At 45.5% G+C, this 18,165-nt stretch carries 18 protein-coding genes; 6 read left to right on the top strand and 12 right to left on the bottom strand.

What is annotated here, in order from left to right:
• Positions 1-9 precede the first annotated feature (9 nt).
• The 6 genes from CXF70_RS02280 to CXF70_RS02255 form a co-directional block, all read right to left on the bottom strand.
• The gene (locus CXF70_RS02280) at positions 10-825 is read right to left on the bottom strand and encodes a carbohydrate ABC transporter permease (RefSeq protein WP_101801368.1); all 816 of its coding nucleotides are present in this window, start codon (positions 823-825) and stop codon (positions 10-12) included.
• Complete coding sequence (locus CXF70_RS02275; protein WP_101801367.1) at positions 825-1,685, bottom strand: carbohydrate ABC transporter permease; 861 nt, start codon at positions 1,683-1,685, stop codon at positions 825-827. The genes CXF70_RS02280 and CXF70_RS02275 overlap by 1 nt, the downstream gene beginning before the upstream one ends.
• A gap of 95 nt (positions 1,686-1,780) precedes the next feature.
• Complete coding sequence (locus CXF70_RS02270; protein ID WP_101801366.1) at positions 1,781-3,082, bottom strand: ABC transporter substrate-binding protein; 1,302 nt, start codon at positions 3,080-3,082, stop codon at positions 1,781-1,783.
• A gap of 146 nt (positions 3,083-3,228) precedes the next feature.
• Positions 3,229-4,302, bottom strand: coding sequence for an ABC transporter ATP-binding protein (locus CXF70_RS02265; RefSeq protein WP_101801365.1), 1,074 nt, complete (start codon positions 4,300-4,302; stop codon positions 3,229-3,231).
• 4 nt (positions 4,303-4,306) lie between these two features.
• On the bottom strand, positions 4,307-5,182 hold the full coding sequence (locus CXF70_RS02260; protein ID WP_101801364.1) for an ROK family protein: 876 nt from the start codon (positions 5,180-5,182) through the stop codon (positions 4,307-4,309).
• 58 nt (positions 5,183-5,240) lie between these two features.
• A complete protein-coding gene (locus tag CXF70_RS02255) occupies positions 5,241-6,836 on the bottom strand; it encodes a glycoside hydrolase family 13 protein (protein ID WP_101801363.1) in 1,596 nt (531 codons plus the stop codon).
• Between the two features lie 179 nt (positions 6,837-7,015).
• On the opposite strand from CXF70_RS02255, the gene CXF70_RS02250 reads away from it, so the two are divergent.
• Positions 7,016-7,600 (top strand): biotin transporter BioY, encoded by a 585-nt coding sequence (locus tag CXF70_RS02250; RefSeq protein ID WP_101801362.1) that lies wholly within the window; start codon positions 7,016-7,018, stop codon positions 7,598-7,600.
• A 73-nt stretch (positions 7,601-7,673) separates the two neighbouring features.
• On the opposite strand, the gene CXF70_RS02245 is transcribed toward CXF70_RS02250, so the two are convergent.
• A complete protein-coding gene (locus CXF70_RS02245; RefSeq protein ID WP_369916914.1) occupies positions 7,674-8,129 on the bottom strand; it encodes a HEAT repeat domain-containing protein in 456 nt (151 codons plus the stop codon).
• 201 nt (positions 8,130-8,330) lie between these two features.
• Between CXF70_RS02245 and CXF70_RS02240 the strand changes: the two genes are divergently transcribed.
• Positions 8,331-9,065 (top strand): YqcI/YcgG family protein, encoded by a 735-nt coding sequence (locus CXF70_RS02240; RefSeq protein ID WP_101801360.1) that lies wholly within the window; start codon positions 8,331-8,333, stop codon positions 9,063-9,065.
• Positions 9,066-9,123: 58 nt separating this feature from the next.
• Here CXF70_RS02240 and CXF70_RS02235 read toward each other — a convergent pair whose 3' ends face one another.
• On the bottom strand, positions 9,124-10,356 hold the full coding sequence (locus CXF70_RS02235; RefSeq protein WP_101801359.1) for a cysteine desulfurase-like protein: 1,233 nt from the start codon (positions 10,354-10,356) through the stop codon (positions 9,124-9,126).
• Between the two features lie 179 nt (positions 10,357-10,535).
• Between CXF70_RS02235 and CXF70_RS02230 the strand changes: the two genes are divergently transcribed.
• The 3 genes from CXF70_RS02230 to CXF70_RS02220 all read left to right on the top strand — a co-directional run bounded on the left by CXF70_RS02230 (position 10,536) and on the right by CXF70_RS02220 (position 12,647).
• Entirely contained in the window at positions 10,536-11,093 is a 558-nt protein-coding gene (locus CXF70_RS02230) for a TVP38/TMEM64 family protein (protein ID WP_101801358.1), read from the top strand.
• Between the two features lie 80 nt (positions 11,094-11,173).
• On the top strand, positions 11,174-11,947 hold the full coding sequence (locus CXF70_RS02225; RefSeq protein WP_101801357.1) for an alpha/beta fold hydrolase: 774 nt from the start codon (positions 11,174-11,176) through the stop codon (positions 11,945-11,947).
• 172 nt (positions 11,948-12,119) lie between these two features.
• Complete coding sequence (locus CXF70_RS02220; protein ID WP_145990697.1) at positions 12,120-12,647, top strand: integrase; 528 nt, start codon at positions 12,120-12,122, stop codon at positions 12,645-12,647.
• A gap of 44 nt (positions 12,648-12,691) precedes the next feature.
• Here the strand turns inward: CXF70_RS02220 and CXF70_RS02215 are convergent, their stop codons facing one another.
• Positions 12,692-13,468: a 3-hydroxybutyrate dehydrogenase gene (locus CXF70_RS02215; protein ID WP_101801355.1), complete on the bottom strand. Its 777-nt coding sequence runs from the start codon at positions 13,466-13,468 to the stop codon at positions 12,692-12,694.
• Positions 13,469-13,514: 46 nt separating this feature from the next.
• Positions 13,515-14,840 (bottom strand): GntP family permease, encoded by a 1,326-nt coding sequence (locus CXF70_RS02210; protein ID WP_101801354.1) that lies wholly within the window; start codon positions 14,838-14,840, stop codon positions 13,515-13,517.
• Between the two features lie 207 nt (positions 14,841-15,047).
• On the opposite strand from CXF70_RS02210, the gene CXF70_RS02205 reads away from it, so the two are divergent.
• Complete coding sequence (locus CXF70_RS02205; RefSeq protein ID WP_101801353.1) at positions 15,048-15,929, top strand: LysR family transcriptional regulator; 882 nt, start codon at positions 15,048-15,050, stop codon at positions 15,927-15,929.
• Between the two features lie 79 nt (positions 15,930-16,008).
• On the opposite strand, the gene CXF70_RS02200 is transcribed toward CXF70_RS02205, so the two are convergent.
• Together CXF70_RS02200 and CXF70_RS02195 are read right to left on the bottom strand one after the other, a co-directional pair.
• A complete protein-coding gene (locus CXF70_RS02200; RefSeq protein WP_101801352.1) occupies positions 16,009-16,941 on the bottom strand; it encodes an aldo/keto reductase in 933 nt (310 codons plus the stop codon).
• A gap of 23 nt (positions 16,942-16,964) precedes the next feature.
• Positions 16,965-18,056: a threonine aldolase family protein gene (locus CXF70_RS02195; RefSeq protein WP_199172775.1), complete on the bottom strand. Its 1,092-nt coding sequence runs from the start codon at positions 18,054-18,056 to the stop codon at positions 16,965-16,967.
• Positions 18,057-18,165 lie beyond the last annotated feature (109 nt).

Genomic DNA, 18,165 nt, shown 5'->3' with positions numbered 1-18,165 from the left:
ATCTCCCCTTTACTTTATGGCACCATCCGATACGCCTTTGATGATGGAACGCTGAGCGAAGAAATAAAAGATGATGACCGGCAAAATTGCGAGCGTCAGGCCTGCAAGCGCCAAATGCCATTGTTTTGTATATTCACCGAAGAAGAAAAACATCTTCAGCGGAATCGTTTCGCTTCCGGTTTTATTGATGACCAGAGATGGCAATAAATAATCGTTCCAAATCCAGATGATATTCAGGATTGCCACTGTTACCGTGATCGGCTTCAGCATCGGGAAAATGATATGCCAGAAAACCTGCCAGCGATTGGCGCCGTCGATGCGCGCTGCCTCATCCAAAGATCTCGGGATGTTGTTCAGTGCTCCGTGGTAAAGGAAAATCGACAGGCTTGCGCCAAATCCGATGTACATGAAAATCAGGCCGCCGCGGTTCAGCATTTCAAATTGGCCGAATACTGTGACGAGCGGTATCATGACCGACTGGAACGGAATCAGCATTGCCGCCACAAAAATGAAGAACAGAATTGTGCTGATCCGGCTTTTTGCACGGGACAGCGCGTAAGCTGCCATCGCTGAAGAGATAATAATCAGCAGGACACTTGAGACGGTGATAAGCAATGAATTGAATAAGGTCTGCAAAAAATCGAGTTCTTGAAAAGCGGTGATGTAATTGTCAAAACTCCATTGCTCCGGAGGACTTGTCACATCCGTGAATATCTCTTTTTTCGTTTTGAACGAGTTGACGAACATCAGATAAAACGGCAATAGCCATAAAATGCCGAGAAGGATCCCGAGAATCTCCAATTTCCAATTCTTCTTTTTTCTCATTACATTTCAACCTCCCGGCGTTTATTCCAATAAACCTGAAACAATGCGACAATCGCAACGATCACAAAGAAAATGATTGCTTTTGCCTGCGCATATGCGAATGCATTCTGCACGAATGCGGTATTGAAAATTTCCATGGCCACCATTTCCGTTGAATTATAAGGGCCGCCGCCTGTCAAAGACAGGTTTTGGTCGTACAGTTTGAACGTATTCGACAAAGTCAGGAACATGCTGACAGTGAATGCCGGTGCAACCAATGGAAAGACGATGTAGCGGAAACGCTGGAATGATGATGCTCCGTCAATTTCAGAAGCTTCGAGCAGTTCTTTTGGCAACCCCTGTAAATAGGCTATGTAAATTACCATGATATAACCGGCCATTTGCCAGCTCATTAAAATGACCAGCCCCCAGAAACCTGTTTCTGTTGTGGACAGCCATACCTGCAAACTTTCCATGCCAACCATTTCTCCGACACTGGCAAATACTTTGATGAAGATGAATTGCCAGATGAATCCCAGGATTAAACCGCCGATCAGGTTCGGCATGAAGAAAGTCGTCCGGAGAAGATTGCTGGATTTGATGCGCGATGTCACAATCAACGCCAATGACAAACCGATGAAGTTAATGAGGATCACCGAAATTATGGAGAACTTCGTAGTAAACCATAAGGAAGCCAAAAATCTTTCATCTTTGAAAAGATCGATATAATTCTGGAAGCCGACAAATTCACCTGTTGTGATGCCGTTCCAGCTGGTGAACGAATAGTAGACGCCAAGGAGCATCGGTACAACCACTACAAGGGTTAAAGCAATCAGAACCGGGGCCAGGAACAACCAGTAAGCAAAATCTTTTGTACGCATAAGTTAAGCCCTTCCTTTCTGCAATAGAAGCGTAAAGACAAAAAGCAGCACAGAGGCTGCTTTGTTCTTGTCTCCAGCTTATTTATTTCACTGTTTTATTGTCTGCTTGATTCCCAAGCGGCTTTCGCTGAATCGACAACTTCTTCCCATGTTGCTTCTTCGCTCAAATATTTTTGGATGTTTGAGCCAAGTTCATCTTCGCCCCATCCAGTCGGATAGCCCATGAATACCCATCCGATTGTTTCGCCGGCTTCTGAAGCATCATAAACCGCTTTTGACAATGGATCTGAAATTTTTGATGTGTCATAGCCTTCATATGCAGGGATGAATTTAAAGTCTTCCACGACAGCTGTTTTGCCAGCTTCAGAAGTGTAAAGCCAATCCATGAATTCTTTTGATGCTTCAACTACTTCTTCATCAAGATTTTTGTTTATTGCCCAGTACATCGGAACGCCTACAGGAAGGCCGCCTTCTTCATATCCTTCAACTGGAATCGGCAGCATGCCGATTCCGTTTTCGGCAAATTCAGGATCAATGCCGGCGATTGAACCGTAAGCCCAGTTCCCTTGCTGAATGATTGCAACACGTTCCAATGAGAATAATTCTTCAACTTGCTGCGAGTAGTCAAGGCTGACTGTCGGCTGTTTTGAATATTCATTTTGAAGATCAAGGATTTTCTTGAATGCATCTGAATAGGTGAAGTCAATAGTTTTCGAATCGTATGCGTCCAGTACATTATGGTTAAATTCCGGAGCGATGAATGTATTCGATAAATGCAAGCCTGTTACCCATTTTTCTTTGCCTGGCAAAGCGAATACCGACTCGATTTCAAGTTCTTCTTTTTTGGAATCCAATGTTTTCACAGCTTCTTCCAGGCTTGCGAAATCTGTGATCGAAGCCGGATCGATTCCCGCTTCTTCAAATAGGCGAATGTTGTAGATGAATCCGTAGCCTTCCTGGTTGTAAGGCAAGCCCAGAACTTCCGAATCGACTGTAACACCTTCCAGTGTTCCGTCAAGCGCGGCTTCTGCAGCAGCTGTGTCTGACAAAGTAGCCAGGCTGTCTTTCCAGTCAGCAACATCCTGTGGACCACCGATATTGAAGATCGCAGGCTCGTTTCCTGAAGCGAATTTCGAACGTAATGCAGCGCCATAATCTTCTCCGCCGCCTACTGTTGTAATTTCAATATTTACATCAGGGTTTTCTTTTTCATACATTGCCACAACATCTTCGAATTGTTCTTTGAACTCTACTTTAAATTGAAAAATGTCTACTGTTACTTTGTCGCCTTCAGCTGAAGAACCTTCTTCTTCCCCGCCGTTGCCGCATGCCGCCAACAAACTTGTTGTAACCAGTAATGAAGCGAGCAATCCTTTTTTGAACTTGAACTCTTTCATGTGTGTAATCCCCCTTTGAGTTTTGTGCAATCGTTTGCACAAATGTGAAAATAAAAAACGGAAACTTTTTAAGAAAGCGTTCCCAACTTTCAATTGTCTGTATCATATCATAGTGAAAACGTTTGCACAATATCTTTAAAAAAATTTTATTTGATTCGTTTTTCGGTTGTTGGATCAAAAAAGCGCGCTTTATCCATTTCAAATGCCATCGGGAAAACTGTGCCTGCTGCCAAATCAAGGTTGGCGTCCACGCGGCCGACAAATGAATGTCCTTCAAGTGTTGCGTAAACCATATATTCAGAACCCATCAATTCCACTACATCCAGATTCACTTCAACAGTTGATTCATCTTTTACCGGTTTATGGGTAATATGCTCCGGACGCAAGCCGATAATTACTTCCTGATTGTCCAGGCCTTCAGGCAAGGCAGAATCAGGGATAAGCAGTTTTGTCTGTCCCATAACAAAATAATTGCCTTCTATGCGGCCATTGAAGAAATTCATGGCTGGTGAACCGATGAACCCCGCTACGAATACGTTATCAGGCTGGTCGTACACTTCTTTAGGCGTCCCCACCTGTTGGATTACACCGTCTTTCATGATGACGATCCTTGTAGCCATTGTCATAGCTTCGGTTTGATCATGTGTAACATAAATAGTCGTAGTTTTTAAACGCTGATGCAGTTTCGAAATCTCTGTCCGCATCTGTACACGCAATTTCGAATCGAGATTCGACAGCGGTTCATCCATCAAAAACAGTTTGGCGTCACGGACAATCGCACGTCCAAGTGCCACACGCTGGCGCTGTCCACCGGACAAAGCTTTCGGCTTCCTGTTCAGGTAGTCCATCAATCCGAGTATCTCCGCCGCATTTCTGACCCGATCCTTAATCTCTGCTTTCGGCATTCCTTTTAGCTTGAGGCTGAATGCCATATTTTCGTATACCGTCATATGCGGATACAAAGCATAATTCTGGAATACCATTGCGATATCGCGGTCTTTCGGCTGCACTTCATTCATTTTCTTGCCGTCGATCGAAAACGTTCCTGAAGAGATATCTTCCAGGCCGGCTATCATCCGAAGAGTAGTCGATTTTCCGCATCCTGACGGTCCGACGAAGACGATGAATTCCTCATCTTCAACAGTAAGGTTGAAATTCTCCACTGCCGTCACTTTATTATCATAAGTCTTAGTCAGTTGATCCATTAATAATTTTGCCACGATTTCACTTTCCTTCCAGTACGAGTAATGCAGCGCCAAGTACTCCGGCATCGTTGCCGAATTTCGCTGTTTGAATTTCCAATGGATTGAGCAGCAATGGTTCCAGCTGGTCCAGTAACTGCGGCCACCAATATTCCGCTGATTCTGATACTCCGCCTCCGATGACAACCGACTCCATATCAAAGACAGCCTGCAGTGAACTGATGACGATTGCCAAATCATATGTGAACGATTCCAAAAGATCCTGCGATTGTTTATCCGTTGCTGCATTTTGGAACATCTCGAGAGGTGTCAAATCCACACCTGCTTCCCGGATGCGACGCTGAATCCCTGTACCTGAAACATATTGTTCATAGCAACCTTTGCGTCCGCATGCACAATCTGCGCCGCCCGGATATAATGTGATATGCCCGAGTTCCGCCGCACCACCGTGAGGACCGCCGCTCAGTAATTTGCCGTCCCAGATGATGCCGCCACCAAGGCCTGTGCCAAGCGTCAGGCAGACCACTCTGTCCAGCCCTTTCGCCGCGCCGAATTTCGCTTCTGCCAATGCCGCGCAATTGGCGTCGTTTTCAACTTCGACCCGTATGCCTGTTGCTGCTTGCAATTGTTCTTTCACTTTCGTCCCGCTCCAGCCAGGCAAGGCATCGGTTGAAAAAATGATGCTGCCCTCTTTCGGATCGACAAAACCGTGCGTGCCGATTCCGACAGCTGCCACTTCCGGATAATCACCTAAAATCCGCAGGACATTTTTCTCCAGATAAGGATACAGCGGAAATTGCGTCGGTATCCTTTCATCATAAAGAATCGTCCCGGCGCCGTCAATGATCCCCAGACGAATCTTTGTTCCTCCAATATCTACACCCATCACGTTTGCCATTAAGTTCCTCCTCCAGTTATGTGAAGTAATCTTATCATAACTTAAAATTTTAAGATTTCTAGATTTTTTTATGAAACACAGCCGTTTCATATGGACGCAAAATCAGTTTCCCGGTACTTTCCAGCTTCTCGTAATTCTGGATCAGCAACTCTCCCTGCGGCATTGGAAACTCGATGTGCCGCGCTGAAAAATTACAGTAGACTGTCAATTTCTCTCCTGAAATTTCACGAGTATAAGCAAAAACATTTTCGTCCTCACGGTGAAGCAGCATAAAATTGCCGTATGTTATGATGTCCATCGATTTACGCAAATGGATCAGTTTTTTATAGAATTGGTATATCGATCCGCTGTCATCTTTATCCAGCGTATTGATGTTCGAATAATTCGGATTCGATGCAATCCAAGGCGTACCGGTTGTAAATCCGCCATGGGCTTCCGCATTCCATTGCATCGGTGTGCGGGCATTGTCCCGGCCTTTAACATATATCGATTGCATAATCTTCTCGTGCGGGACCCCTAGATCCCTTTTTTCTTTATACATATTCAGCGTTTCAATATCTTTGTATGCTTCGATCGAATCAAAACGGACATTTGTCATGCCGATTTCTTCACCTTGATAGATATAAGGTGTACCCTGCATGAAGTGGAGGCATGCCGCCAGCATTTTCGCTGACTCGATACGGTATTTCCCATCATCACCGAAGCGCGATACGATTCTTGGCTGGTCATGATTGTTCCAGTAAAGGCTGTTCCAGCCTGAATCATGCAGGGCATGCTGCCAGTGCTCAAGATTGTATTTCAAATCTGTCAGCTGAAGCGGCTTCAGATCCCATTTTTCTCCGCTCGCCTGATCAAGCCCCATATGCTCGAACGTGAAAATCATATTCACTTCTTTACGCTCTTCATCGGTGTATTTGATGGCATCCGAAATGGTTGCTCCAGGCATTTCACCGACCGTTACAATGTCGTATTTTGATAGTACTTCCCTGTTCATTTCCTGAAGATAATCGTGCACTTTAGGGCCGTTCATATAAAATTCCCCGCCGTCACCATCCGGTCCGTCCGGAAAATCCTGATCTTTGGAAATCAGATTGATGACGTCCATCCGGAAACCGTCGACGCCTTTATCCAGCCACCAGCGCATCATCGCATAAACCGCTTCACGCATCTCCGGGTTCTCCCAGTTCAAATCGGGCTGTTTCTTTGAAAACAGATGAAGAAAGTATTGCTCGCGCTGCTGATCGAATTCCCATGCAGAGCCGCTGAAAAAAGATCGCCAGTTATTCGGCTCATCGCGCCATATGTAATATTCCGGTTTGCTGCTGAACCATTCATGCTCATCCGAAGTGTGATTGACGACCAGATCCATCATCAGTTTCAATCCTCTTCTGTGCATTTGGCCAATCAATTCCTCGAAGTCTTCCATCGTGCCGAAATCATCCATGATCTTCTGGTAATCCCTGATATCATAGCCATTATCATCGTTCGGAGAATCGTAGACAGGTGACAGCCAGATAATATCGACACCGAGCTCTTCCAGATAATCCAGTTTCTGAATAATTCCCTTTATATCCCCGATGCCGTCACCGTTTGAATCCTTGAAACTTCTTGGGTAGATTTGATAAACTGTCGATTTTTTCCACCATTCTGCCATTTCAACACTCCTCTCTCAAGTAACCATGCAATATTCTATCATGAAGAATCGATGAAGGGGAATTTTCATCTAATGCAAAATTCTCCCGCCTTCCTTTGTGTTAACTTAAATAAAAAATAGGTTGACTCATTTTTCTGTATTTATTATACTTTGGATAGCTTATAAATTGGAGGTTGCATATGACTACATACTCAAAAACCCGATCGGCTAATCACGCAAGAACTTTGAAACTGGTTCACATTGCCATGTTTTCGGCATTGATGGCCATCGGCGCAAACCTGACATCGTTCTTAATAATCGGAGGAGTGCCGATCACCTTGCAGACGTTCTTCGCCATTCTTGCAGGACTGTTGCTGGGCAGTAAGCTTGGTGCTGCTTCCATGGTCGTTTATGCCTTTATCGGCCTTGCTGGAGTCCCCGTTTTCGCCAAATTTTCAGGCGGCATGGACACCATTATTTCGCCGACATTCGGATTTATCGTATCTTTCATTCTGCTTGCTTATGTTGTCGGTTTGATTGCGGAAAAATTTCCGACACGCAAAGGTTTTGTCGCAGCCGCTCTAGCGGGGCTCGCAATCAATTACCTATTCGGCACCAACTGGATGTACGCAGCTTATAAATTATGGTTTGCAGCACCGGAAGGATTCACTTACCTGATGGCATGGGCATGGATGGTGCCGCCGCTGCCGAAAGACTTGATCCTGGCTGTACTTGCCGGCTTTTTCGGATTCAGGTTGAAGCCGATCATCCGGAAATACATGTAACGAATTTTTATTGAAAAAAGCAAAAAGACGGAGCGGGGAAATTCCCGCTCCGTCTTTTTTTGTATAGCCTGTATTATTTTCTTCTGGTTCTCAAAGGTGCAGCTTCCCACTGTGCTTCAAGCCAAGCTTCAAACTCATCGCCTTTTGCGCCTTTATACGTATCGTAGATATCGCTGCGCATTTTCTGCAGTTTTGCTTTAAAGTCTTCGTAGCTGTGATCAGCAGGCAAACTTTTCTTGATGCGGACCAAAACTTTATCCGTGTCTTTGATCAGCTCATTTTCATTGCGTTCCGGCATTTCGACATCTTCGCCGAAATTCTGCAGCATTTCATAAGCCGCTTCCTGAACCTGGTATACTGGATCGTTTTTCATACGGTTCGACAGGATGCTGATTGTCTGTTCCGTTTTCCATTTGCCCAATTCCTCTACAGCAGCCAAACGTTCTTTCCAGTTGGCCATGCGGTTTGCAGATTTTTTCAATTCATCGTAATTCGGGGGCGTTTCTTCCTTGTACTTATATTGTGTCAATTTCATTCTCCTTTTATTCATTTCTCTTTGCGAAAAATGGAGGTATGCATTTCTTCTTCGAAATAACATCGCTCTATAGAGTGTACCATTTTATTCGTTTTCAATCACTCTATTCCGTTCAGCAGTTGAAAGGAAGAAGTTTAAAATTGCCGATATTAGGAAATAAAAGAAAGGGAAATTAAACGCATCGGAGGAAATAAGATGGAAACAGCATATAAAGCTTTACTTACGAAAGAAGATTTTGAATCACGGAAAGATTTGCCGGAATGGCTGCTGAAAGAGTACAAGACATTCCATAATACGGTCACAGACAAGACTTTCCCATGCTATTTCGGCATGAGCGGTGAATTGAAGGGCGAATTGAGATATGGATACATAAGCCGTGATGATTGGTCGTCACTGCCCGTCATCGTCGAAGAATTCCTGACGCTGTTCAATGATCCTAAACACAAGCGCCATGGCCTTTTTGTTTTCGTGGAACCGTTTGAAACGGAAGGCAGCCTGGAACAGTATCGAGATGAATTCTGGGCGATTCTGCAATATCTCCATAATATGGACGAAACGGAATGGCCGGACGACAAACCAAAAGATCCGGATCATTATTTATGGGATTTTGTGTTCAAAGGCGAACCGATATTCATCTTCGGCAATGCTCCCGCCTATAAACGGCGCAAGACCCGTGACCTCGGCAATGCCATGGTTCTCGGATTCCAGCCCCGCCGCATATTTGAAGGGTTGACAGGTACAGAAAAAGGCGGCATCATGTCCCGCGAAAAAGTGCGCCAGCGGGTGGAGAAATGGGACCAGCTGCCGACTCATCCGGACATCAGCCACTTCGGCGACCCGGAACATAACGAATGGAAGCAATTCTTCATCGGCGACGACAGTGAACCGATTCAAGGGAAATGCCCATTCTCGCATAAGGAAATGAAATAAAAACGAACAAAGGCTTCGCGGATGCGAAGCCTTTTTCAATGGGATGAAGTTAAACAATTTACAAAGAAGCAATCGCGCTGATGAAACGTTCCACTTCTTCTTCAGTATTATAAGGGGCGAGGCCTCCCCGCACCCAGCCGCCGGTTTTATTGACATCCAGCACGTCCCCGAGTGTAGAGGCGTAGAAGTGGCCCGCCGCTGTGAAGATGCTGTGTTCTTCCGCTAATATCACGCAAATATCCGAAGGTTCGTAGCCCGCCACTTTAAATGCGATTGTCGGCGTTTTCGGCACATCGTCCGCTGCCTGCCAAAGCGTGACGTTTTCCAGTGCGCCCAGGCCTTCACGTAAACGTACAGCCAAGCGGTTTTCATACATTTCGATTTTGTGGTAACCGGAAAGGATTTTCTCCCGACGCGTCTGGCCTTCGCCCAGTGAAGCAAAAAATTCGATAGCGGGACGGATGCCCGCGATCCCTTCATGGTTCTGCGTGCCCGTCTCCAACTTGTCCGGATAATAGGACGGAGATGTCGTCAATTTATAAGGTTCAAGACCCTTGAAGATGCTCTCACGGATCGCCGCTATTCCAATATGCGGTCCAAAGAATTTATAGACGGAGCATAAGAGGATATCTATATCCTGCTCTTCTCGGTCCATCGGCATATGAGGCGCCGCATGCACGGCATCAGCTGCGACCAGTGCGCCGACTTGACGTGCCCGTCTGACGGCAGGGCCAAGATCGACGATTGTGCCGATGGCATTCGATGCCATGCCAAGCGCCACCAATTTCGTTTTATCATTGATGAGTGTATCGATATCCTGCATATCAAGCGTCAGTTTCTCTTTATCGACTGGTATCCAGCGGACTGTCATTCCACGGTCTTCGGCCATCATCAGCCAGGGATCGACGTTTGCCCGATGGTCCATTTCAGTCACAACGATTTCGTCACCTTCTTTAAATTGTTTGCCAAGCGCATTGGCAATCGCAATGGTCAGCGTTGTCATATTCGCTCCGAAAGCCACTTCGTTCGGCTGTACATTCAGGAAATCAGCTGCAGCTTCACGGGCTTCTGAAATCACCTGTTCCGTTTCCCAGCTGGAAGGAAATGCGCCATGGAGATTCGCCCCTCCTCTTTGCATATAACCCGCAATCGCCGTAATCGACTGAAGCACGACCTGCGATCCACCCGGTCCGTCAAAATAGGCGGCTTGCCTTTCTTTATATGTACGTTCGAGCGCTGGAAACTGTGCCCGCACTTTTTTAATTGGATAATTGGTTTCTGTCGATTTCACGTTAAACCTCTCCCTTTTCTGTTTTACGTTCCCCTTTTTCAGTTTACCAAAATATTGTTCCCTCTATCCGTTTTAGCAAAACAAGCCTCTTCGATGTTCGGGTCAAAAGGCTTGCCATTAAATTTTATATGGATTATCCTTCTTTATTGATATCATTACATCTCGCAAAGGAGGCCATCATGGACCAATTCGACAAGTCGATTGAACTTTTTATAGAAAATGCAGGCTGGATGGCCCCTTTCTTCTTTTTGATTCTCCATTTGATCCGGCCATTCGTCTTTCTGCCTGTCGTAGCCGTCTGCATCGTTGGCGGTGTCGCCTTCGGTTTTGTCCAAGGGGCGATTCTTTCTTATCTCGGCTTGATGCTGATGAGTGCGATCATCTATTTCCTGTTAGAGCGTCTCCCGAAATTCCATCGGAAAATGACTAAGTTGAAAGAACGGATTTTTCCCGACAGAACGCTTAGCGTCGGCCAGGTGATGCTTTTGCGCATCATGCCATTCGTCCACTTTCAACTTCTCTGCTTCTATTTGATGGACATGACAAAAAGCTTCAAAGAATATATGTATTATTCTGCAATCGGCCTGACATTGCCGGCTGTCGTCTATACCGCTTTCGGACAATCGATCACTGGATTCCCGTGGTATATGACACTGGCTTTCCTATTTGTGTTGATAGCCCTTTTTCTTGTTATTGAAAAATATAATAAAACACGTGCTTCGCATCAGGAAAACTGACCCGTATATTCATGCGGGTTATTTATTTTTGCCTGAAAAGGGTATAGGGTAATAACATGCTTATTCAAAGGAGAATACATATGCCATTTTTTGAAAACGATGGAATTCGCTTATTTTATGAAGACACAGGGACAGGCGAGCCGCTTGTCCTGTTGCACGGGTTGACGAGCAATCATCAGATGTTCTACCGGGAAATCGGTTATTTAAAGGATAAATTCCGGATTATCGCGCTGGATTCGCGCGGCCACGGGGAATCCGATCGTCCTTCCGAGTTCACCTTGGAGGATCATGTGGCCGACACGATCGCTCTATTGGACCACCTTAATCTTGACTCTGTCTATTTACTCGGCGTTTCAATGGGCAGTTATATCGCTCAGGGAGTTGCCATCAAACAGCCGGAACGCGTGGAAAAACTGATACTTGCAGCTACCAAATCATACGGTGAGCAATCGTCGATGGCTGAGATGTTTGACCGCTATAAAGAACAGCTCGAAGGGATGAGTATTTCCGAGAAATTGGCGATTTCATCCCAATTGATTTTCCATGACCAGGAAGCTGTCAATGCCTGGCAGAAACGGATTGCAAAAAACAGCCGCATGCTGAATGCCAGCGAACAGGGCGCCGCTTCTGCCGCTTTGCGGGATTTCGATTTCCGGGATGATTTGAAGCGGATTACTGCGGAAACGCTTGTCATCAGCGGCAAGCATGATGGGTTGAATCCACCCGAAAAAGGCCGGGAAACTGCTGTCCTGATTCCGAATGCCGATTACATGGAATTCCAGGATTCCGGCCATGCACCGAATGTCGAGCAGGATCGGCTGTTTCTTGGTGTAGTGGAAAAGTTTCTCGGATAAATATCAATAAGACAGGGCTTAGCCACACATATGCTGATCCCTTTTTGTTCTTCGAAATCATTTGCTTGTGAGGTTTTCGTTATTTTTATATAATTAATAAAAGAGATGGATTTTTATTATTTGGGGGATTAAAAATTTTATAATGGCGGAGAATAAAAATAGAAGCAAAATTATGGCCTGGATTCGCTCGGTGATGGATTTAACGAATTACAGACTGGACTTAATAGAACATAGGAAAGGCATCAATATGAGCTATAATTTCATCCTTGACCGCATTGGTGTCGACATCAGCAGAATTCAAGAAGCTAAAGATGAGCTCACTTTCCCAGTTCGCCTGAAAACCTATATTGAAGTAATGACATTGCATGAGCTCGGCCATGCGGCTGACAGAGAAGCGCTGATGGAATCGATGCCTTGGACGATTAAAGTCCATGAGCTGAAAAAAGCTGCTCCTGAAGACAGCCATTACAGGGATCCGGGAATTTTGAAGATTATTCTGGATGAACAATTGATGAATATAGAGTTCGAAAAAACCGCTTGGAAAAACGCCGAATCATTGAACCGGCTGCATCAGATTGCAGACGAAGCCGTTTTCGGCTTGATCCGGGAACACAGCTTAGCCAGCTACGAGATGCCTTATCAACAAAACTTGCGTCTATATGACCGGCTGCTAACAGAAGCTAATGATATGATTGCCTGAAAAAGCAAAGAACCCGATGTGAATTTTCACATCAGGTTCTTTTTTTATTGTGCGGTATAGCCGCCGTCCAATACGACAGCCTGTCCCGTTACGCCTGAAGCTTTATCGCTGGCCAGGAACATCGTGTAATCCGAGATTTCCCGAACCGACAGCAAGCGCTTTTGAGGCACTAGCGGATAAATGACTTCTTCAAGCACTTTTTCTACTGTAACATTACGTGTTTTCGCCAAATCGCCCATTTGGTTCCGGACGAGCGGAGTATCCACGTAGCCGGGACACATCGCATTGACGGTGATGCCGTGCTCCGCCCCTTCAAGGGCAGCCACTTTCGTCAAGCCGATGACACCGTGCTTGGCGCTGTTATAGGCCGCTTTACCGGCAAAACCGACGAGGCCGTTGATGGAAGCCATATTGATTATGCGGCCATAGCCTTGTTTTTTCATGACAGGGAATACGTGTTTTGTCGCAATGAACGGCGCCACAAGCATGATTTTGATCAACAGCTCGTATTTTTCCGTCGGAAACTCTTCTATCGGTGAAATATACTGCATTCCAGCATTGTTGATCAGAATATCCAACGTTCCGAAGGTCTCCACGGTTTGATTGATCGCCATGATGATTTCGTCTTCACTGGTTACATCGCAACGGATGCCGATGCATTCATACCCTTCTTCAATCATCGCATCAGCGGCTACTTTCACCGCTTCCTCATTGATATCCGTCAGGACGATCTTCGCTCCGTTTTCAGCGAAATCCCGGCTGATTTCGTAGCCGATGCCACTGGCTGCACCGGTGATGAATACAACTTTATCTTTAACCATAATGCCTGACCTCCACACTTTGAAAAATCTTTGTTTTTAGTTCGGATTAATTTCCGATGCCCAAGCCAAGCGAGAACAGGATGATCGCTATCGTCAAGCCGAGCAATGGCACAATGACTGTTACAGCACCGACAGCACCGTATGCGTCTTTATGGGACTCACCGCAGATTCCACGGATCGTTGTTACCACATAACCATTATGCGGAAGAGAATCGAGTGCTCCTGACGAAATCGCTACTGTTCGGTGCAACGCTTCAGTGTTGACACCCATATCAATATAATGCGGTGCCAGTAAAGGCAAGGCAATAACCTGGCCGCCTGATGCAGATCCCGTCAAGCCGGCGATGACACTGACAGCAAGTGCGCCACCGATTAGCGGGCTTCCCGGAATGCTCGTCATGGCATTGACAGCGACTTCGAAAGCCGGAACCGCTTTTGCTACGCCGCCAAATCCGACAACGGCCGCCGTGTTGCCGATGGCAATCAAAGCGCCGATAGTCCCATCAGATATCGCTTTGCTGACATTGGTGAAATATTTACGGTTGATGACATAAGTGGCTATAATACCGCCAAGAAGGGCAAGGATCAATGCCGATGTCATCAACACATCATGAAGTACGAACGAAATAATGAGTACCACCAATAACGGGATAAGCCCCATCAATGGGTTTGGCAAATCGCGGTCTTCGATGACCGGATCCGTCTTGCGTGTTTCAAAGCGCTCGCCTTTACTGACCGCTTTGTTGATCATGCGTTTCAACCACCAATAACCGAAAATCATCATGAATACGGCAACGATGATACTGACTTCCCATCCTGCATACGGTGAAGTGCCAAGATATTCAATAGGAATCCAGTTTTGGATTTCAGGTGAACCGGCAGAAGTCATTGTGAATGTAACCGACCCGAATGCAAGTGCAGCGGGAATGAAACGGCGCGGAAGATCCGCTTGTTTAAAGAGGCTCAAAGCCATCGGATAAACTGAGAAAGCAACGACGAACAAGCTGACTCCACCGTATGTAAGAACCGCACAGGCAATAACAATTGCCAGAACCGCTTTTTTGATGCCGAATTTTCCGACCAGCCAGCGCGACACACTGTCGGCCGCTCCGCTGTCTTCCATTACTTTACCGAAAATTGCTCCAAGCAGGAACATCGGGAACCAGGAAGTGATAAATCCAGAAAAGCTGGTCATATAATTTGTTAAAAAGTTTGATTCCCCTGCTTCCACCATTTGCGGGAATAACGGCATTCCGCTGAACAGACCTACTACGAGCGCGCATAACGGACCCGCAACCAATAGGTTCCAGCCTCTCATCGTCAAGACGATGAGCAAAATAAGTCCCCCGACCAATCCCATCATACTTAACATATATTTTTCCCCCTATATTGAATGAGTGTATACTGCCTGAACTGGCGTCCCAGTCTTTTGCAAGCGCTTTCTTAAACTTTGTAAATAGTGATTTGTCACAATATTGTGTCGGAATACTTTTTTCAGTGTACATCGTCTGTTATGATAGGTAAAATGAATTAAAATTATAATATCTATAACTATTAGTTATAGATTAAGGGGACCATTATGGATATTCGCCAGCTAACCTGTTTTGTGGAAGTTGCCAAACATAAAAGTTTTACAAAAGCTTCCCAGACAATGCATGTCACGCAGCCCAGTTTGAGCAAAATGGTAAAAAATTTAGAAGAAAGTCTGGATGTCATCCTATTCGATCGATCTTCCCGGAAAGTCCGGCTTACAGATGCCGGCGAAGTCGTGTTTCTGCAGGCTCAAAAAATCATCTACAGTCTGGATGACCTGTCAGCTTCCCTGTATGATGTGATGAATTTGAATAAGGGAAAGATAAAAATCGGTTTGCCCCCTGTCATCAGTACATTGTTCTTTCCCACAATCATCGCCGAATTTCAAAAGCAGTATCCTGACGTGGCCATCATACTGGCGGAAGATGGCGCAAAAACAGTTGAAAAGAAAGTGGCCGAAGGGGAAGTGGACTTAGGCTTCGTCATGCTCCCTGTGGATGAAGAGAAGTACGAAGTCATGCCATTTGTCGATCAGGAGATAAAGCTGCTGGTTCACGAATCACATCCACTTGCCCATTTGGAAAAAGTGGATCTTATCGAGTTCAAGGACGACCCGTTCCTATTGCTGAGCAAAGAATTTACGTTAAATGGCCGGACGATAGAGTTTTGTATTTCTGAAGGGTTTACGCCCAGAATTGCTTATGAAAGTTCGCAATGGGATTTTATCGTCGGCATGGTTGAAAAAAATCTTGGAGTCACTTTAATGCCGGAATTGATTTGCGAACGGGTAAAAGATGGTCCATTCAAAGTTATTTCGCTGACCAATACATTTCCATGGATGCTTGGCATCATTTCTGCTAAAAACCGGTACATGCCTTATGTTTCAAAAGCATTCATTTCGCTGGTCCAGGACTTGCCGAAAGTTTAAGGGGAAATCAAATTTCAGCAAAATAAAAAAACAGCGGCTTCCCGTTCATGCACGGGAAGCCGCTGTCCGATTCGATCACTCATTTTTCTTTCAGGATTTCGTCTATTTCTTCCAATAATTCTTCATCCAATTCGATATCTGCGGCTTCAAGATTAGCCAGTACCTGATCTGGCCTTTTACCGCCCGGAATTACCGAATCGATGCCAGGCTGTGCAAGAAGCCAGGCCAATGCCAATTTCGATACATCCGTGCCAAGACGTCCGGCAAGTGCTTTCAGCTTTTCGACGATAGCTAGATTTTTTTCAAACTCGCCTTCTTGAAATAAGGGCACCCGTTTTCGCCAGTCCCCTTCTTCGAGCAGGAAATCTTCATCGTACTTTCCTCCCAGGATGCCAAAAGCCAACGGTCCGTAAGGGACAACCGTAATCCCATGCTCCACGCAATACGGCAGAATATCTTTTTCGATCGAGCGGTCAAGCATGTGATATTGCAATTGGATCGCTGAGATTCCCCCTTCACTATTGGATTCTTTTAATTGCTCCAACGTAAAATTGGAGACGCCCACCGCTTTGATTTTCCCTTCCGCTTTAAGCTTTGCAAGCTCAGCGACCGCTTCTTTGACTGGCGTTTTATTATCCGGCCAATGGATATAGTAAAGATCGATGCTTTCAAGCTGCAGCCGCTCCAGACTTTCGCCGATCGCTTTCCGAAGATATTCAGGAGAGTTGTCGCGTATGCCGTTGCGCCAATCACTGCCGCCTTTTGTGGCAATCACATATCGGTCCCGGGGATACTCTTTTAACACTTCGCCCACCAACTCTTCAGAACGACCCGTCCCGTAAACATCCGCAGTATCGATAAATGAGATGCCATTATCGAGAGCCGTCCGCACAAGGTTTTTGCCATCTTCTTCGTTCAGGTTGTCATATAGATTATGCCCGCCTACTGCATTCGTCCCCAGTCCGATAGCTGATATTTTCAAATCCGTTTTCGGCAATAAAGAATATTTCATCAAAACATCCTCTCTCAGTGAATTTATTCACCTTTCATCTTTTCATCCAGCAGATGGAAGGCAGTATCAATCTTTTCCTTAGGCACATCAGAATAGGCATCACCTAAGCTGACTTCGAAATAGCAATTGCCCTGATCGATTTCACGTACATACCCTGACAAGCCGATGCCAGATTCCCGTTGCACGCCAGCCAGCATTTCCGCCGCCTGTTCTCTTGGTCTGCCAATGTGCACATGAAACATATTGGATACCGGAATTTCGGGCAAGGTCGCAATTCCTGTACAAGAATTATATTTTGCCGCGAGTTCTTTGGCAGCCTCGTAATAATCCGCCATTTTGTCTTTCCGCAATTCGAAATAGTAATCGGCTGTAAAAATATAAGGGTACAGCGAAATAAGATCTCCGCCATGACGTTTCTTCCAAACTTTTGAATCCTTGATGAAATCATCATCTCCCGCTAAAACGGCCCCCGCAATACCACCGATTCCCTTATACATCGAGATATACACACTGTCGAATAAACTGCAGATTTCTCCGACGGACTTCTGGTAATAAGGCAGAGTCTCGAGAATTCTGGCACCGTCGAGATGAAGACGGATATCCTTTTCCTGGCAATATTGCGAAATAGCTGTCAGTGTTTCGAAATCTGGCAGCTGGCCGCCAATCTCCCGCTGCGGCAATTCGAGCAGTACGCAAGCCGCATCAGCTGGCATCGATTTTACATCTTCCAATTGGATCACACTGTCTTTATCAGTCAGCAGCACCGTTTCAATTCCATGTAATTTTTTGAGCCCGTCTTCTTCATGTATTTCCAAATGGGATAATGGATGATAGGCCACTTTCGGCGAACCTTTAACATCAGTCCAGATGCGGAGTGCAATTTGCTGCGCCATTGTGCCGCTTGGAAAAAACACCGCTTTCTCCTTGCCGAGAAAAGAAGCCATCTTATCTTCGAAATCGTTGATTGCGGCACCTGTGCCGTATATATCGGATTTTACTTCATCATCTATTTCCTGAAATGCCTGTCTCAACACTTTTACATTTCTCGGTCCATGCCCAGCAAGCTGATAGTCTGTGTTGTCAAAAGAATCTTTCAAAACTTCCATAGTATTCAAATTACCATCCCCTTTGTCTGAAAAATCTTACATTATTGCAACTATACCATTTTTACAAAAAAGAAAGCCAACCTGCGCAATAGTATTTGCACAGGTTGGCTCAGGTTAA

It is taken from the genome of Planomicrobium sp. MB-3u-38, assembly GCF_002836425.1.
GTDB classification, from domain to species: domain Bacteria; phylum Bacillota; class Bacilli; order Bacillales_A; family Planococcaceae; genus Planococcus; species Planococcus okeanokoites.
Note: the sequence above shows the minus strand (reverse complement) of the source record. Positions and strands in the feature narration are given on the sequence as shown.

Excerpts from the sequence above, each read along its gene's own strand:
- CXF70_RS02215 (WP_101801355.1), bottom strand. The coding sequence starts at position 13,468 with ATGGTTAAAGATAAAGTTGTATTCATCACCGGTGCAGCCAGTGGCATC.
- CXF70_RS02200 (WP_101801352.1), bottom strand. The coding sequence starts at position 16,941 with ATGAAATATTCTTTATTGCCGAAAACGGATTTGAAAATATCAGCTATC.
- CXF70_RS02240 (WP_101801360.1), top strand. The coding sequence starts at position 8,331 with ATGGAAACAGCATATAAAGCTTTACTTACGAAAGAAGATTTTGAATCA.
- CXF70_RS02275 (WP_101801367.1), bottom strand. The coding sequence starts at position 1,685 with ATGCGTACAAAAGATTTTGCTTACTGGTTGTTCCTGGCCCCGGTTCTG.
- CXF70_RS02260 (WP_101801364.1), bottom strand. The coding sequence starts at position 5,182 with ATGGCAAACGTGATGGGTGTAGATATTGGAGGAACAAAGATTCGTCTG.
- CXF70_RS02280 (WP_101801368.1), bottom strand. The coding sequence starts at position 825 with ATGAGAAAAAAGAAGAATTGGAAATTGGAGATTCTCGGGATCCTTCTC.
- CXF70_RS02210 (WP_101801354.1), bottom strand. The coding sequence starts at position 14,840 with ATGTTAAGTATGATGGGATTGGTCGGGGGACTTATTTTGCTCATCGTC.
- CXF70_RS02270 (WP_101801366.1), bottom strand. The coding sequence starts at position 3,082 with ATGAAAGAGTTCAAGTTCAAAAAAGGATTGCTCGCTTCATTACTGGTT.
- CXF70_RS02255 (WP_101801363.1), bottom strand. The coding sequence starts at position 6,836 with ATGGCAGAATGGTGGAAAAAATCGACAGTTTATCAAATCTACCCAAGA.
- CXF70_RS02205 (WP_101801353.1), top strand. The coding sequence starts at position 15,048 with ATGGATATTCGCCAGCTAACCTGTTTTGTGGAAGTTGCCAAACATAAA.
- CXF70_RS02220 (WP_145990697.1), top strand. The coding sequence starts at position 12,120 with ATGGCCTGGATTCGCTCGGTGATGGATTTAACGAATTACAGACTGGAC.
- CXF70_RS02230 (WP_101801358.1), top strand. The coding sequence starts at position 10,536 with ATGGACCAATTCGACAAGTCGATTGAACTTTTTATAGAAAATGCAGGC.
- CXF70_RS02250 (WP_101801362.1), top strand. The coding sequence starts at position 7,016 with ATGACTACATACTCAAAAACCCGATCGGCTAATCACGCAAGAACTTTG.
- CXF70_RS02225 (WP_101801357.1), top strand. The coding sequence starts at position 11,174 with ATGCCATTTTTTGAAAACGATGGAATTCGCTTATTTTATGAAGACACA.